Raw genomic sequence first — 15116 nt, 5'->3', positions numbered from 1 at the left:
GCATATTCCGATGACCTCAAGGAGAATTGTTTGGTGAACTCCTCAGCAACGGACCCCGCACTTCGCGCCGTTGGCCTTGCCAAGACCTTCACGCTGCACGCCCAGGGCGGCATTGTCCTGCCTGTCTTCGACAATATCGAACTCACGGTCAAAGCCGGTGAATGCGTCTGCCTTGTCGGTCCCTCCGGTGCCGGCAAGTCGACGCTCCTGCGCTCGCTTTACGCCAATTACAAGCCGGACGCCGGCAAAATCCTCGTCGTACATGGGAACGAAACCGTCGATCTCCTCGCCGCCGAACCTTGGGAGGTCGTCGAAATCCGCCGCAGCGCGATCGGCTACGTTAGCCAGTTCCTGCGCGTCATCCCGCGGGTGCCCGCCCTCGAGGTCGTGGCGGGACCCGCCATCGCCAACGGCATGCCGGCCGATCAGGCCAAGGCGCTCTCCAAAACGCTGCTCACGCGCCTCAACATTCCCGAACGGCTCTGGCCGCTCGCACCAGCCACCTTCTCCGGTGGCGAGCAGCAGCGTGTTAATATCGCCCGCGGCTTCGTCGTCGACTATCCCATCATACTCCTCGACGAACCGACGGCATCCCTCGACGCCGCCAACCGGGCCACCGTCGTCGACCTCATCACCGAAGCCAAGGCGCGCGGGGCAGCGATCGTCGGCATCTTCCATGACGAAGAGGTACGCCGAGCTGTCGCTGACCGGTTGTTCGCGGTCGGGAAAGCTTTCGATTGACGACGGGCGGTCGCAATTTGCTGCCGGCAAGGTGGCGGTCTGATGTGGGAGCCATCCTTACCTGGTATGCCATCTAATCGCGCGGCCGACGGTTTAGGGGAGCCGACCAAGCTCGCGCTCTGTGTTAGGGCGGCGTCGTGTTGCTCCCATTGGCGGCGCAATCCAGAGCTGGGCCTGATTGCGGGACACGGCTCTGTCGATCAGCATGTGTGTCGTACGCCTTGAAAAAATCAGCATTCTGTCGAAACTTCTTCGGCGCTTTATCCGCCAGGCTCACCGATCAGGGATTTGGCAATTTCCAAGTGTTCCTTGTAGCCGAACTTGTACTCGAAGAACGGGTGTGACAGCGTCGAGCTCCGCGATGCCCAGGCCTTGATATCCCATCCACCCTCAAGCAGATCGGAGGCCGCGAAAACGAACTCGAGCGACTTTGTGAAGAAGCCCCCGAGGTCGTGAAAATTGGCGGCGTAATCGACTTTGACCTTGCCAAGCGCTCCGTGCACGTAGTGATTTCTGCAATTGACGGCTTGGTCCAATACCCAAATCAGGTCTGGAAACTTGTCCCCCACTGCTGCCACTATCGGAGCTGCCCTGTGGCGGACTTTGTTTTTAAGGTTGCTTTTTCCCAGTCGCTTGAGCTCCAGAAGAATGCTGGCTCGTTCGGGGCCGTCCGGCAGTGCACGGAAGAGCTTTCGGCTTTGATCGCGGGCAGTTTTCAGCTCTTCGGATAGTTCGACTTCTGCTGGCGCCGCGGCACTCGGGAGAATGTCGAACATATTGGCCGAACCCACCAGACGGTCTATGTCGAACAGGTCCTGCTTTCGCAGGCATTCGGAATAGCGCGCACGCGCATCTCGCCAATCGGAACCGCGCCTCACCCAGTCCGTCAAGACGCTTGCAAATTCCTCTGGCCGCCAGACCGGATTAATCGGTAGATCGGCTGGATGGGGGCCTCTGCCGAGAGGAAATCGCAGATGCTGCTTCATGCTGCTGTAAACTTCGAACTTCAAGGGAGGACTGTCGGTGTCCGGCCCGTCGGTTGAGCGTGAAAGCAACCTGATCTCTTCGAACCTCTGAGGCCTCCCGGCGACCGTGGAAAAGAATGGCTCAAGCAAGAATGCCAAGTCGATGGCATTGTTGAAACTCTGGCCGCGTACGAATTCAATTTCTACCCAGATTGAGTTGGTGAAACCGCTGCCTGTCGGCCCTCCCAATGAGATCGTCGGAAAATTGTTGGCCGAAATCGTCCCGATTTCGGTTGGAACTCGTATGATCGAGTGTTTGCCTGTAAAATATGCAAGAGCTGGATGTTCTCCCACTAAAACGTCACGGCCGCGGTTTGCTGCCTTTGTAGCCAAGGTCGCTTTGACAAGATTGGGGTCGATAATAGTTCCAAAGGTATCGAAGTCGTAGAACAGCTTGGAGGAGTCAGTCAGGCGCAGAAGAATCGAGGTAAATATAGAATCTGTGTCGCTGACATGAATATCGCCAAATATCACGTGGTGAGGAAATATTGTATGCTGATGTTTTGAAGTATTCCCTTTAGCGTCTGATTTTTGGCTGCTGCCCATCGGGATGCAATCGACCAGAAAAATCTTGACTGTGTAGTCGACAACACCGTGAAGGATTAGGTCCAACGGTCCTGGATAAAGCTCATGCTCGACGTCATACAGCACGAGTTTTGAATCGTATCCGTCCAGTGACAACTCGCCATACACCCCCGCTTGCGAGGGCAGATCGAACTTCCCAAGGCCCCTGAAGCCATCGGTCCACTTTTCGGTCATCTGGGATACGCTGTTTTCTCAATCTAAGGTTTTCAAATCCGGCTACTGCCTCGCTCGACGCCAGCCAGCCGCACGCGCTTCGGCCTCTGCAGAACCATCGCTCGCCTTTGCTCGCTGTGACCACCGTCTCGCTGTAGTGCCCTTGCCCAGGCACATGGTAGATGCGCTCGCCGGTGTTGATGCTGATATTGCCTTTGATGTCACAACCGCTGGCGCCGCCAAACCAACCCTTGGGCACGAGCCCAGCGACAGCTTCAAGACTGCTCGGCCTTACCGTGAAGAAAACAGCCTGTGGGACCATTCCCAACGGAAAAAGATATCGCAGCCGCCACAAACTCCGCCGCCTGTGCCAGAGCCGTTTTCGCCACCGGTCAGCTTGGTTCGCGCCTTGATGACTGTGGACTCTGCCCACGCCCCTTTCCCCCTGTAAGAGAATGCGTCTAATGCGTGTGGGAGTCCATCACCCTAGGCTGCCATTCCAAGGGCTATTCCCAGCCAATTGCAAGGCCCTTGAGGAGCGCCGACTACAACACCGCGCGGCCGCACTCCCAAATCGCCTGGCAGACACGGGCCGAGTTCGCCAGCGCCTTCAATCCGCGACCGTCGATCATGCTGCTCTATGCCAAAGGCTCCGCGCCAGTGCCCGTCGCTTCACCCGCCCAGCAGGGCACAACCCACGCCGGAAACGAGCTCAAAACTGGACAGGAACCGGGGGCAACGTCACAGCCGCCAAAGGGCATGAAGCCGCCGACAACGATATGGGTCAAACCTGGGCCGATCGGGCGAGGCGAGGAGGATTTGCGTCACGCCTCGCTGCAGCATTTCCGGGACGAGTGAAATCCCAACCGGATTGCAATTTGGCCCGCTGCTACGATGGCGGGCCTTTCGATCCAGTCAGACCGTAGCTGTTAGCCGCTACCTTTCAGTCGCTTGTGCATCTTCTCGTACTCTGCGCTTGGTTGCATCCCATATCGTGAGCGGAGTTTGGATGCTATTTCCAACGCCCGACGCCCTAGCATCCTAGCGGCATCGTCGAAGTCGAAGGGGTTACCTTCGTAAACGCGCGCGTACGCGGCCTCTGATTCGGCGATCTTGCTAGACGTCATGAAAGACAAGACCGCATCCGCCAAAATTGGATCGACAGAACGCCAGTCAATATCCTTGGGAATATCCGGAGCAGGTGGAAGAGACTCCGAATAAGGTTCCTCCACCATTTGAAAATGCCCCTCGCTCATATTGGCATTGTTCCAGCAATCGGCAGCGTAACGTTCAAAGCGACCGCGCACCGCATCGCGGCATATCCCGCTGAACGCTTTTCGGACCAACGCTCCTTAACGAAATCGGCCGCCCAGCCTGCCAACGCTGAAATCAGCCCTGTCGCGATGATCGCGAGGATAATCTCTTTGCTCGTCCAAACCGCTTCAACAGCCATAGGCACGGGATACTGCCCTCATCGATTAGTTGCCTACCATAACCATGCAAGCGGCCAACACTTCGCGGATGGATGTTGTTGCCGTCACGCAGCGTGGGGCGAACGTCGCTGCAACACACGCTTGAATGTCAACGCGGTGGGATTGGTAGTCTTTGCCCGTTGCGGCACTTTTCCGACGATCAAGTCGTCTACGAAGCCGGCGCGGTTCGACCTGATGACTCGTTATATTGGTCGCACGTCGAAGTTAACTTCAGACCACCGAAATCGCCGGCCAATGCCGGCAGCGGTGTCAGAACCAACAAGCATCCAGCAATTGAGCCTTTAATCATCGCCCGCTTCCCCTCGCCAATATCGCAGGAAAGAATTGGCACCGCAATTGAAGCGTACGACTTCGTTGTGACGGCGATCATGGTTTCACGGCAAGCAAGAGCGCCAGGCGTACCGTACCTATCGCCAAAATCGCAACTTTCGCTGTGTCGCTAAGTTCATGAAAAAGTTGGCTCGCCAAGCGGTGGCATACAATTCGTGGGCACCTCGGGTAAATGCCACGAATGACACTCTTCCATTATCTTAATGACGGCGCTCTTTTGATCTTCTCCCGCAAATTCCGGTTCCTCTACGAAGCGGCGCCCCCTCGATACCCATAGCGCTTTTCTCGCTGGTGCGTCCTTCCTCACACCCGAGGAGGTCGTCCACACAATCACGGTCTCATCACGCGAACGCCCGAGCTTCTTGCCGAGGGCGACGACGCTGGCGAAGGCCTGCCTGACCTAATGTGCAAGCGTTGTCGACGCCTGAAGCGAGGCGAACACAGCGTTGCGGGTCGCGAACATTACCTACCAGAAACTGATCCAGTCGGTTGGCTTGAAGACGAAGAATATGGGCTATCCGAAATGCGCGGCGAGCCTGGTGACGCTGACGAATCTCTATGTTCACCGAGTTCTACAAGTCGGATCGGCTAACCGGTTACGCCCGCGCCGCCACGGACGAGGGCGTCACGACCACAACCGCTCTTCATGCCCACTACGCCATCCGACATCTTCTGTCCCCTTTGTCGAGTCCGCAACACAAGTGTATTTAGCCAATTTAATATTTTTGCCAAATGTTAAATAGCTGAAAAGCAACCATAAAATTTCTTCTTCGATCCAACCAGCCAAATTGGCACGAGTTTTGAGACGATCGGTGCGAGGCGCCGGGTTCTGCCGACCGGACTTCAAGTCGCGGGTAGCCGCTATGGATGGAAAGAAGGAAGGAAAGCAACATGTCAGGTCTGCGTCAGATCGCATTCTACGGAAAGGGAGGCATCGGCAAGTCCACCACCTCTCAAAACACGCTCGCCGCCCTGGTCGACCTCGGACAGAAGATCCTCATCGTCGGTTGCGACCCGAAAGCCGACTCCACCCGCCTGATCCTGAACGCAAAGGCGCAGGATACGGTTCTGCACCTCGCCGCCGAGGAAGGTTCCGTGGAAGACCTCGAACTCGAGGACGTGCTCAAGATCGGCTACAAAGACATCAAGTGCGTGGAGTCCGGCGGCCCCGAGCCGGGTGTCGGCTGCGCCGGCCGCGGCGTCATCACCTCGATCAACTTCCTTGAGGAGAACGGCGCCTATGACAATGTCGACTATGTCTCCTACGACGTGCTGGGCGACGTGGTGTGCGGCGGCTTCGCGATGCCAATCCGCGAAAACAAGGCCCAGGAAATCTACATCGTCATGTCCGGCGAGATGATGGCGCTCTATGCCGCCAACAACATCGCCAAGGGCATCCTGAAATACGCCCATTCGGGCGGCGTGCGGCTCGGTGGGCTGATCTGCAACGAGCGCCAGACCGACCGCGAGCTCGACCTCTCCGAGGCGCTGGCCGCCAGGCTCAATTCCAAGCTCATCCACTTCGTGCCGCGCGACAACATCGTCCAGCACGCCGAACTGAGGAAGATGACGGTAATCCAGTATGCGCCGGACTCCAAACAGGCAGGGGAGTACCGCGCGTTGGCCAAGAAGATCCATCTCAATTCGGGCCAGGGCACCATCCCGACCCCAATCACCATGGAGGAGCTCGAGGACATGCTGCTCGACTTCGGCATCATGAAGACGGACGAGCAAATGCTTGCCGAGCTTCAAGCCAAGGAAGAAGCGAAATTGGCCGTCGCTCAGTAACCGCCGCTACCGAAAGGGGCGCCGACCTGACCTGGCGCCCCATTCTACGAACAAGGCCTCCTGGCGAGGCGTTACCCGAACCTTGAAAGGGGAAGGTCCAATGGGCCTCGACTATGAGAATGACGGCGCTTTGCATGCGAAGCTTATCGAAGATGTGCTGTCCCAATATCCGAACAAGGCGGCGATGCGTCGCAAGAAGCACCTCAGTGTCGCAACGAGCAAGGACGAGGCCGGAGCGGAGGACAAGGGCCTTTCCGAATGCGACGTCAAATCGAACATCAAATCCATTCCGGGCGTCATGACAATCCGCGGCTGCGCCTATGCCGGCTCCAAGGGGGTGGTGTGGGGCCCGGTCAAGGATATGGTCCACATCTCGCACGGGCCGGTCGGATGTGGGCAATATTCCTGGTCGCAGCGCCGCAACTATTACGTCGGCACGACGGGCATCGACACCTTCGTGACAATGCAGTTCACCTCCGATTTCCAGGAGAAGGACATCGTTTTCGGCGGCGACAAGAAGTTGGAAAAGGTCATCGACGAGATCGAGGACCTGTTTCCACTCAGTGGGGGCATCTCGGTGCAGTCCGAATGCCCGATCGGTCTGATCGGGGACGATATCGAGGCAGTGTCGCGCAAGAAGGCCAAGGAGCACGAAAAGACGATTGTACCGGTGCGCTGCGAAGGTTTCCGCGGCGTTTCACAATCGCTTGGTCACCACATTGCAAATGATGCGATCCGCGATTGGGTCTTCGACAAGGACGATGTCGAGTTCGAGTCCGGCCCATATGACGTCAACGTCGTCGGCGACTACAACATCGGCGGCGATGCCTGGGCCTCGCGAATCCTGCTCGAGGAGATTGGGCTTCGGGTGGTCGGCAACTGGTCGGGTGACGCCACGCTCGCCGAGATAGAGCGCGCGCCCAAGGCCAAGCTCAACCTGATCCACTGCTACCGGTCGATGAACTACATCTGCCGGCACATGGAGGAAAAGTATGGCATCGCCTGGATGGAATACAATTTCTTCGGCCCCTCCCAGATCGAGACCTCCCTGCGCAACATCGCCAAGCATTTCGGGCCGGAAATCGAGGAGAAGACCGAAAAGGTCATCGCCAAGTACCGGCCCTTGGTCGATGCTGTCACCGCCAAGTACCGACCGCGCCTCGAAGGCTGTACGGTGATGCTCTATGTTGGCGGCCTGCGCCCCCGTCACGTCATCACTGCCTACGAGGACCTCGGTATGGTGATCGTTGGCACCGGCTACGAATTCGCCCACAACGACGACTATCAGCGCACCGGCCATTACGTGAAGAATGGCACGCTCGTCTATGACGACGTCACCGGTTATGAGCTGGAGAAGTTCATAGAAGGCATCCGCCCTGATCTCGTTGGCTCCGGTATCAAGGAGAAGTACCCGGTGCAGAAGATGGGCATCCCGTTCCGCCAGATGCACTCCTGGGACTATTCCGGCCCGTATCACGGCTATGACGGCTTCGCCATTTTCGCCCGCGACATGGATTTGGCCATTAACAACCCGGTCTGGGGTCTCTACCGCGCGCCGTGGAAGAAGATGAAGGACGCCCCGCCGACGGCGGTCGCCGCCGAATGAGGACTTGCCTCTCTGCCAGCCAGGGAGGCCGATAAATGCTTGGGGCGCGCTCGATCCGCGGGGGCCCTTAACGTCTTGATGTCCCTGTGCTGCCGCTTGGCGCGGCCAGATGGAAAAGGTGACCACCATGCCGCAATCGGCCGAAAAAGTGCTCGACCATGCTCCCCTGTTCCGCGAGCCGGAATACCGACAAATGCTTGCCGAGAAGAAGCTGAATTTCGAATGTCCGCACCCGGATCAGATCGTCACCGACCAACGCGAATTGACCAAGACCTGGGAATACCGCGAAAAGAACCTCGCTCGCGAGGCGCTTGTCATAAACCCCGCCAAGGCCTGCCAGCCGCTCGGCGCGGTGTTCGCGGCCGCGGGCTTCGAGCGGACCATGTCTTTCGTCCACGGTAGCCAGGGCTGCGTTGCCTACTACCGCTCGCATCTGTCGCGACATTTCAAGGAGCCGTCGTCAGCGGTTTCCTCCTCGATGACCGAGGACGCGGCAGTGTTTGGCGGCCTGAAGAACATGGTCGACGGGCTCGCCAATACCTACAAGCTCTACGACCCCAAGATGATCGCCGTCTCGACCACCTGCATGGCTGAAGTCATTGGCGACGACCTGCGCAGCTTCATCGAGAACGCCAAGAACGAAGGCTCGGTCCCGGGCGACTTCGACGTGCCATTCGCTCATACGCCTGCCTTCGTCGGCAGCCATGTCGATGGTTATGACGGCATGGTGAAGGGCGTGCTGGAGCATTTCTGGAAGGGCAGCGAGCGCTCGCAAGCCGCTGGGACAATCAACATCATTCCAGGCTTCGACGGATTCTGCGTCGGAAACAACCGGGAAATCAAGCGCCTCCTCGACCTGATGGGTGTCACCTATACCGTCATTCAGGACGCCTCAGACCAGTTCGACACGCCGTCGGACGGCGAATACCGCATGTATGACGGAGGCACGAAGATCGAAGACGTCAAAGGGGCACTCAACGCGGAGGCGACACTGTCTCTCCAGCATTACAACACCCGCAAGACGCTGGACTATTGCGACGAGGTCGGGCAGGCGAGGGCATCCTTCCATTATCCGCTAGGTGTCCAGGCGACCGACGAATTCCTGATGAAGGTCTCGGCGATATCCGGCAAGGAGATCCCCGAGACAATCCGGATGGAGCGCGGCCGACTGGTTGACGCCATGGCGGACAGCCAGTCATGGCTGCACGGCAAGAAGTACGCAATCTATGGGGATCCGGACTTCGTCTACGCCATGGCCCGCTTCGTCATGGAGACCGGCGGCGAGCCGACACATTGCCTCGCGACCAACGGCACATCGGCCTGGGAGGCCGAGATGAAGGAATTGCTTGCATCCTCGCCCTTCGGCCAGGATGCCCAGGTCTGGGCGGGCAAGGATCTCTGGGCGATGCGTTCGCTGCTCTTTACAGAGCCGGTGGACCTGCTGATCGGCAATTCCTATGGCAAGTATCTGGAGCGTGACACCGGCACGCCGCTGATCCGGCTGACGTTTCCAATCTTCGACCGGCACCATCACCATCGCTTTCCTCTCATGGGCTACCAGGGTGGATTACGCGTGCTGACGACGATCCTCGACAAGATTTTCGACAAGCTCGATCGCGACACGAGCGAAACGGGCGTGACGGATTATTCCTATGACCTCACCCGCTAAGAGCCGGTGCCGGCTTTTCGCCGTGGTCGCCCGTCGCCAATGGAAAGACTGACGCAATGACCTCGCTCAGTGCCAAGATCCAGGACGTTTTCGACGAGCCTGCCTGCGATAAAAACCGCGGCAAGGATGCCAAGGCGCGCAAGGAGGGCTGCTCGAAGCCGCTGACCCCCGGGGCGGCAGCTGGCGGCTGCGCCTTTGACGGCGCCAAGATCGTCCTGCAGCCGATCACCGATGTTGCGCACCTGGTCCATGCGCCGCTCGCCTGCGAGGGTAATTCCTGGGACAACAGAGGCGCAGCTTCGTCCGGGCCAACCCTATGGCGGACAAGCTTCACGACCGACCTCACCGAACTCGACGTCGTGATGGGGCAGGGCGAGCGGAAGCTGTTCAAGGCGATCCGCGAGATCAAGGAAACATATGCACCGCCGGCAGTCTTCGTCTATTCGACCTGCGTGACCGCGCTGATCGGGGACGATATCGAGGCCGTGTGCAAACGCGCGGCCGAAAAATTCGGACTGGCCGTGGTGCCGATCAATGCGCCGGGCTTGGCCGGCTCCAAGAACCTCGGTAACAAACTCGCCGCCGAATCCTTGCTCGATCATGTCATCGGCACGGTGGAACCAGACGACGCCGGGCCATACGACATCAACATCCTTGGCGAATTCAACCTCTCCGGCGAATTCTGGCTGGTGAAGCCGCTGCTTGATCGCCTCGGCATCCGGGTGCGCGCCTGCATTCCGGGCGATGCGCGTTACATCGACGTTGCATCCGCGCACCGCGCCCGGGCGGCTATGATGGTGTGCTCGAGCGCACTTATCAATCTAGCCCGCAAGATGGAGGAGCGCTGGGACATCCCGTTCGTCGAGGGCTCCTTCTACGGCATAACCGATACCTCGGAAGCACTTCGCAACATAGCTGAGCTGCTAGTCAGGAAGGGCGCCGATGCGGAGATCCTCGATCGCACAGAAACGCTGATCGCTGATCAGGAGGCGATTGCGTGGAAGAAGCTCGAGGCCTACCGCCGGCGGCTTCAAGGCAAGCGCGTGCTGCTCAATACAGGCGGTGTGAAGTCGTGGTCAGTCGTCCACGCGCTGATGGAGATCGGCATGGAGATTGTCGGCACCTCGGTGAAGAAATCCACAGTCGAAGACAAGGAACGCATCAAACAGATCCTCAAGGACGAGAACCACGTGTTCGAGCAGATGGCGGCGCGCGATCTTTACGCCATGCTTTCAGAAGGCAAGGCCGACATCATGCTGTCGGGCGGGCGCACGCAATTTATCGCCCTGAAGGCCAAGACACCCTGGCTCGATATCAATCAGGAACGCCAACATCCTTATGCCGGCTATGATGGCATGGTGGAACTTGTACGGCAGATCGACCTCGCCATTCATAACCCGATCTGGAGCCAGGTGCGGGGGCCGGCGCCCTGGGATTGCCAGCCTGCCGTGAAGGACGATCTGGCAAGCACGAAAAACGGGACCCCGAGTGTGGACGCTCTCAATGAATTCGCCGGCGCGACGGCTGACAGCTTAGCCGAGAGTTGAGGAAATCCGATGGTCAGCGTCCTTCGCAATACCAAATCAGCGGCGGTCAACCCGCTGAAGTCGTCACAGCCGCTGGGTGCCGCCCTCGCTTTTCTCGGAGTCGAGGGTGCAATGCCCCTGTTTCACGGCAGCCAAGGCTGCACCAGCTTCGCGCTGGTGCTCTTTGTGCGTCATTTCAAGGAAGCGATCCCCTTGCAAACAACGGCGATGGACGAGGTGGCCACCATACTCGGCGGAGCGGACCATCTGGAAGAGGCGATCCTCAACCTCAAAACCCGCACCAAACCAAAGCTGATAGGAGTGTGCACGACCGCGCTGGTGGAGACCCGTGGCGAAGATTGCGCGAGCGATATTGCCAACATCAAGCTGAAGCACGCGGAAGAGCTCGCGGGTACGGAGGTCGTGCTGGCCAACACGCCGGATTTTGACGGCGCGATCGAAGCAGGCTGGGCCAAAGCTGTCGCGGCGATGATCGAAGGGATTACAGGGTCGGGTGAACGGACGAGGCAGCCGAAGAAGATCGCGATCCTGCCCGGATGCAATCTCACTGTCGCTGACGTCGAGCATTTGCGTGACGTGGTTGAAGGTTTTGGGCTCAAGCCGGTTATTCTGCCGGACGTCTCCCGCTCGCTCGACGGTACGGTTCCTGACCGCTGGATAACGACCACCTGTGGCGGCACCAGCGTCGAGGAAATCCGCGAGCTGGGCACGGCCGCGCAATGCATCGCCATCGGCGAGCACATGCGCCACCCAGCGAAAATGCTGCACGGGTTGACCGGCGTGCCTTACGTGGTGTTGCAGTCGCTGACCGGATTGAAGGCTGTCGACCGGTTCGTCTCACTTCTGTCGTGGGTTTCGGGCGCGGCGGTGCCGGCCCGGGTGCGCCGTCGCCGGGCGCAATTGCAGGACGCGTTGCTCGACGGACATTTTCATTTCGGAGGCAAGAAAATTGCGATCGCTGCTGAACCAGACCAACTCTATCAACTCGCAACGTTCTTCGCCGGAATGGGCTCCAAAATCGCGGCGGCGGTCACCACGACCGATATGTCGAAGATTCTGCAAAAAGTACCGGCGGAGTGGGTTCAGATCGGCGATCTCGGCGATTTGGAAGCTCTTGCCGCGGGCGCGGATCTTCTCGTTACTCACTCCCACGGTCGCCAGGCCTCGCGACGCCTTGGCATTCCGCTCATGCGCGTCGGCTTCCCGATCTTCGATCGGCTCGGCAGCCAGCACAAGCTCACGATCCTCTATCAGGGAACCCGCGACCTGATCTTCGAGGTTGCCAACATCTTCCAGGCCAATCAGCACGCGCCGACCCCTGAGGCGCTTGATCCATTCCGGAAACGAGAAATGCCAGATGAGCTCCGTTCGTCGCCTCTCACTCGTCACTGACGAGATTCACGCACCGATGCCCGAAAGACGAGCAGGCGCATTGCGCGTTGCCATCGCCACGCAAGACATGAAGCATCTCGATGCGCATTTCGGGTCGGCCAAGCGCTTTGCTGTCTACGACGTCACGCGCGAGGAGTGGCATCTCGTGGAAGCCTTGGCCTTCGATGACGTTTCCGATGAGAGCGGGGAGCATCGGACCGAGGGCGATGACCGAATCACGCCAAAGGTGGAGGCGCTGAAGGGGTGCCAGCTGCTGTTTTGTCTGGCCATCGGCGGGCCTTCGGCAGCCAAGGTTGTTTCGGCAAAAATCCATCCGATCAAGGTGCCGCAGCCACAAACCATCCAAGAGGTGCTGTTGCGCACGCAGATGATGCTGAGGACATGTCCTCCGCCGTGGCTGCGCAAGGTGCTGGCCGACGCTGGTGTCGCCGAAAAGAAACCCTCGTTCGAGGACGAGGACTGAAACGAGGAAGAACGAAATGTTTGAAGTCGCGATCAGCCCTGCTGCCAACGACGACGAGGCGGCCCTTGCCAGCCCGTTCGTCAAATGCCTCGCGCGACTGATCCGTGCTCAGGATTCCCACGGGTCCTGGGACGGCAAGGCGGACGCCGAGTTGCTGGCCGACTTCATCGTCAGCAAGGAACAGCGCCGTGCGATTCCAATCATCGGCGATCCCGATCCGGACGTGCTGTGGAGACTCGACAAGTTTTACACTGCCGTCGCCCTTGCGATCGAGGAGCGCTCCAGCCTGATGGCATCGCCGATGATCGAAATGAGCCATGAGGGCTTCGGCCGCGTGCTTTTCAACGCCGGGCGGCTGGTTGTTCTGTCCAAGACCTTGCGCGACGTCCACCGTTTCGGCTTCGAGACGTTCTGCAAACTCGCCGCGGCCGGTACGAAACTGGTCGACGATGCCATGGCAGCCATCGACGCCTATCCCGAGGTGGCACGGGCATGAAACCGATTTTCGAGCAAGAGGATCATGTCAGGCCTTGAGGAGCCGCGATGGCCAGCCCACGCGGCCAACGCGGTCGAGGCCAATTTGGTTCTCGGGGTAGCCCTGATGAAGCCACGCGTCCTGATCTGTTCGCAAGATGCAGAATTGTATCTGTTCCTCAGCCACATACTGGAGGCGGACGGCTTCGCTAGTGAGCCGGCACGCGGCGCCAAGGAAGCGCTTGGCATGTTCGACGATTGCGACTTCCAGGCCGTGGTGCTGGACTGCGGGTCAACGAGCCTTACCGGGTCCGCAATTTGCGCTCGGCTCAAACGGGAGCCCAGGACCAGCGGACTGCTCGTCATTGCCCTGATCGCGGCCGGCGCCGAGTACCAGTACCTCGATCTGTTGAAGGCAGGCATTGATGAGAGCATTCCGCGGCCTTTAAGCCCGATCAAGCTTCTGGATTGCCTAAGGGCAAGGCTGGGGCCGGCGAAGCAGCCGGGTTCAAATAGGAGCGGAAACGGCCGCTGTCTCTCTTTTGGCAGCCTTGAGATGAAGCTCGATGCCCGCCGGGTTTACTGCAATGGCAAGGAGATCCATCTCGGACCGATCGAGTTCAACGTGCTGCGGCATTTGCTCGAGACTCCCGGCAAGGTCTTCAGCCGGGACGAGCTGATCGGAGCTGCCTGGCCGCCCAATATCCACGTCGGTGAACGCACAGTCGATGTTCACATCAGTCGACTTAGAAGGGCGCTGGAGCCCTCGACCGATATCGTCATCCGAACCGTCAGGTCGGCCGGCTACTCGCTCGAGAAGCTGGACGGCTGAATCAGGTCCCGGGTGTGGTGCCACTCTCTTTTCCTCGCGCTGTGAGCCGGTCTTGCGGCCTGAAACGCCCTCAACGAATACTCAGGGAGAACCAGGAAAATGGGCTTTAAAACCGTACTCTGTCTGACCGGCGCTGACCATTCCGATCATGATGTCAGAACTGCTGCCAGCTTGTGTGCGGAAATCGGCGCGCACCTTTCCGTACTAATTATAACCCCTTCGACGCTCCTTATGTCGCATCGGTGGATCGGAGATGGTACCCTCGAGTGGCCGGTAGGACGAGGACAGGCAATTGCCAGATTGAACAATCAATGTCGGCAAATCGATCAACTTACACAAGACGCGATCAGACGGGAAAAACGCTCCAAAAGTATCCAGAAACTGCTGGAATCCATGTCGCTCGCCTATGACGTTGACACTGACCATTATGATCCGGCCAGCCTCGGTGAAGTGGCTCGACAGCGGGCGCTCTGCGGTGACCTCACGATTATCGGACCAGAGCTCGTCAACGACGAGAACCTCGGACCTCCTGCGGTCAACGGCTGCTTGTTCGATACGGGAAAACCGGTGCTCGTTGTGCCTAAGGGTGCTAAGGCGACGCTGTGGCCAAAACGCGTCCTGGTCGGTTGGGATAAGCGAGTCGAGGCGTCCCGTGCGGTTCGTGAAGCGCTGGGTCTCCTATGCGTTGCTGAGGAGGTTCGTGTCGCCCTGGTCGATCCGGAAGCCAACTACAAAGGGAAGGGCGCGGAGCCTGGATCCGACATCGCTGCCCATCTCGCTCGGCACGGTGCTCGGGTGTCGATTGACCTACTGACAAGTGCCGGCAAATCGGCGGCCACGGTGCTTGCGCAGCACGCAACCGACATTTCTGCCGACATGATAGTGATGGGCGCCTATGGCAGCCGTCGGCTGCGCGAGCGGCTCTTTGGCGGCGGCGTGACCAGATGGATCTTTGAGAAGCCGACATTGCCGCTGTTTTTGGCGCGCTGACCCGTTCCGGAGCCGCACCGATGCTGTT

The 15116-nt window shown here is 59.1% G+C and carries 12 protein-coding genes and 1 pseudogene; 10 read left to right on the top strand and 3 right to left on the bottom strand.

Annotated features, from left to right (window positions below):
- The first annotated feature begins 33 nt into the window (after positions 1-33).
- Positions 34-741 (top strand): phosphonate C-P lyase system protein PhnL, encoded by a 708-nt coding sequence (phnL, locus tag AC0L2L_RS25010; protein ID WP_473582043.1) that lies wholly within the window; start codon positions 34-36, stop codon positions 739-741.
- A 260-nt stretch (positions 742-1001) separates the two neighbouring features.
- Here the strand turns inward: phnL and AC0L2L_RS25005 are convergent, their stop codons facing one another.
- The 3 genes and pseudogenes from AC0L2L_RS25005 to AC0L2L_RS24995 form a co-directional block, all read right to left on the bottom strand.
- Positions 1002-2525, bottom strand: a complete 1524-nt coding sequence (locus AC0L2L_RS25005) for an ApeA N-terminal domain 1-containing protein (protein WP_473582041.1) — start codon at positions 2523-2525, stop codon at positions 1002-1004.
- 42 nt (positions 2526-2567) lie between these two features.
- Positions 2568-2937: pseudogene (locus AC0L2L_RS25000) on the bottom strand (sunset domain-containing protein).
- A 496-nt stretch (positions 2938-3433) separates the two neighbouring features.
- The gene (locus AC0L2L_RS24995; RefSeq protein ID WP_473582039.1) at positions 3434-3850 is read right to left on the bottom strand and encodes a hypothetical protein; all 417 of its coding nucleotides are present in this window, start codon (positions 3848-3850) and stop codon (positions 3434-3436) included.
- A 1368-nt stretch (positions 3851-5218) separates the two neighbouring features.
- Here AC0L2L_RS24995 and nifH point away from each other — a divergent pair.
- The 9 genes from nifH (at position 5219) to AC0L2L_RS24950 (ending at position 15088) form a co-directional block, all read left to right on the top strand.
- Positions 5219-6115, top strand: a complete 897-nt coding sequence (nifH, locus tag AC0L2L_RS24990) for a nitrogenase iron protein (protein WP_473582037.1) — start codon at positions 5219-5221, stop codon at positions 6113-6115.
- A gap of 100 nt (positions 6116-6215) precedes the next feature.
- Entirely contained in the window at positions 6216-7721 is a 1506-nt protein-coding gene (gene nifD, locus AC0L2L_RS24985) for a nitrogenase molybdenum-iron protein alpha chain (RefSeq protein WP_473582036.1), read from the top strand.
- A 127-nt stretch (positions 7722-7848) separates the two neighbouring features.
- Positions 7849-9390 (top strand): nitrogenase molybdenum-iron protein subunit beta, encoded by a 1542-nt coding sequence (nifK, locus tag AC0L2L_RS24980; RefSeq protein ID WP_473582212.1) that lies wholly within the window; start codon positions 7849-7851, stop codon positions 9388-9390.
- Between the two features lie 56 nt (positions 9391-9446).
- A complete protein-coding gene (gene nifE / locus AC0L2L_RS24975; protein WP_473582035.1) occupies positions 9447-10937 on the top strand; it encodes a nitrogenase iron-molybdenum cofactor biosynthesis protein NifE in 1491 nt (496 codons plus the stop codon).
- 9 nt (positions 10938-10946) lie between these two features.
- A complete protein-coding gene (gene nifN, locus AC0L2L_RS24970) occupies positions 10947-12329 on the top strand; it encodes a nitrogenase iron-molybdenum cofactor biosynthesis protein NifN (RefSeq protein WP_473582033.1) in 1383 nt (460 codons plus the stop codon).
- Complete coding sequence (gene nifX, locus AC0L2L_RS24965) at positions 12295-12792, top strand: nitrogen fixation protein NifX (protein ID WP_473582210.1); 498 nt, start codon at positions 12295-12297, stop codon at positions 12790-12792. Before nifN ends, nifX begins: the two co-directional genes overlap by 35 nt.
- A 16-nt stretch (positions 12793-12808) precedes the next feature.
- Entirely contained in the window at positions 12809-13288 is a 480-nt protein-coding gene (locus tag AC0L2L_RS24960; protein ID WP_473582032.1) for a NifX-associated nitrogen fixation protein, read from the top strand.
- A gap of 24 nt (positions 13289-13312) precedes the next feature.
- Positions 13313-14098 carry a response regulator transcription factor gene (locus AC0L2L_RS24955; protein WP_473582030.1) on the top strand — a complete coding sequence of 262 codons (786 nt, stop codon included), beginning with the start codon at positions 13313-13315 and terminating at the stop codon, positions 14096-14098.
- Positions 14099-14197: 99 nt separating this feature from the next.
- Positions 14198-15088 (top strand): universal stress protein, encoded by an 891-nt coding sequence (locus tag AC0L2L_RS24950; protein ID WP_473582028.1) that lies wholly within the window; start codon positions 14198-14200, stop codon positions 15086-15088.
- The last annotated feature ends 28 nt before the right edge of the window (positions 15089-15116 follow it).

Source organism: Mesorhizobium sp. WSM4832 (genome assembly GCF_055811115.1).
This window is presented reverse-complemented; position numbering and strand designations above follow the sequence as displayed.

Excerpts from the sequence above, each read along its gene's own strand:
- nifN (WP_473582033.1), top strand. The coding sequence starts at position 10,947 with ATGGTCAGCGTCCTTCGCAATACCAAATCAGCGGCGGTCAACCCGCTG.
- AC0L2L_RS24955 (WP_473582030.1), top strand. The coding sequence starts at position 13,313 with ATGTCAGGCCTTGAGGAGCCGCGATGGCCAGCCCACGCGGCCAACGCG.
- nifH (WP_473582037.1), top strand. The coding sequence starts at position 5,219 with ATGTCAGGTCTGCGTCAGATCGCATTCTACGGAAAGGGAGGCATCGGC.
- AC0L2L_RS24960 (WP_473582032.1), top strand. The coding sequence starts at position 12,809 with ATGTTTGAAGTCGCGATCAGCCCTGCTGCCAACGACGACGAGGCGGCC.
- AC0L2L_RS24950 (WP_473582028.1), top strand. The coding sequence starts at position 14,198 with ATGGGCTTTAAAACCGTACTCTGTCTGACCGGCGCTGACCATTCCGAT.
- nifK (WP_473582212.1), top strand. The coding sequence starts at position 7,849 with ATGCCGCAATCGGCCGAAAAAGTGCTCGACCATGCTCCCCTGTTCCGC.
- nifE (WP_473582035.1), top strand. The coding sequence starts at position 9,447 with ATGACCTCGCTCAGTGCCAAGATCCAGGACGTTTTCGACGAGCCTGCC.
- AC0L2L_RS25005 (WP_473582041.1), bottom strand. The coding sequence starts at position 2,525 with ATGACCGAAAAGTGGACCGATGGCTTCAGGGGCCTTGGGAAGTTCGAT.
- nifX (WP_473582210.1), top strand. The coding sequence starts at position 12,295 with ATGAGCTCCGTTCGTCGCCTCTCACTCGTCACTGACGAGATTCACGCA.
- nifD (WP_473582036.1), top strand. The coding sequence starts at position 6,216 with ATGGGCCTCGACTATGAGAATGACGGCGCTTTGCATGCGAAGCTTATC.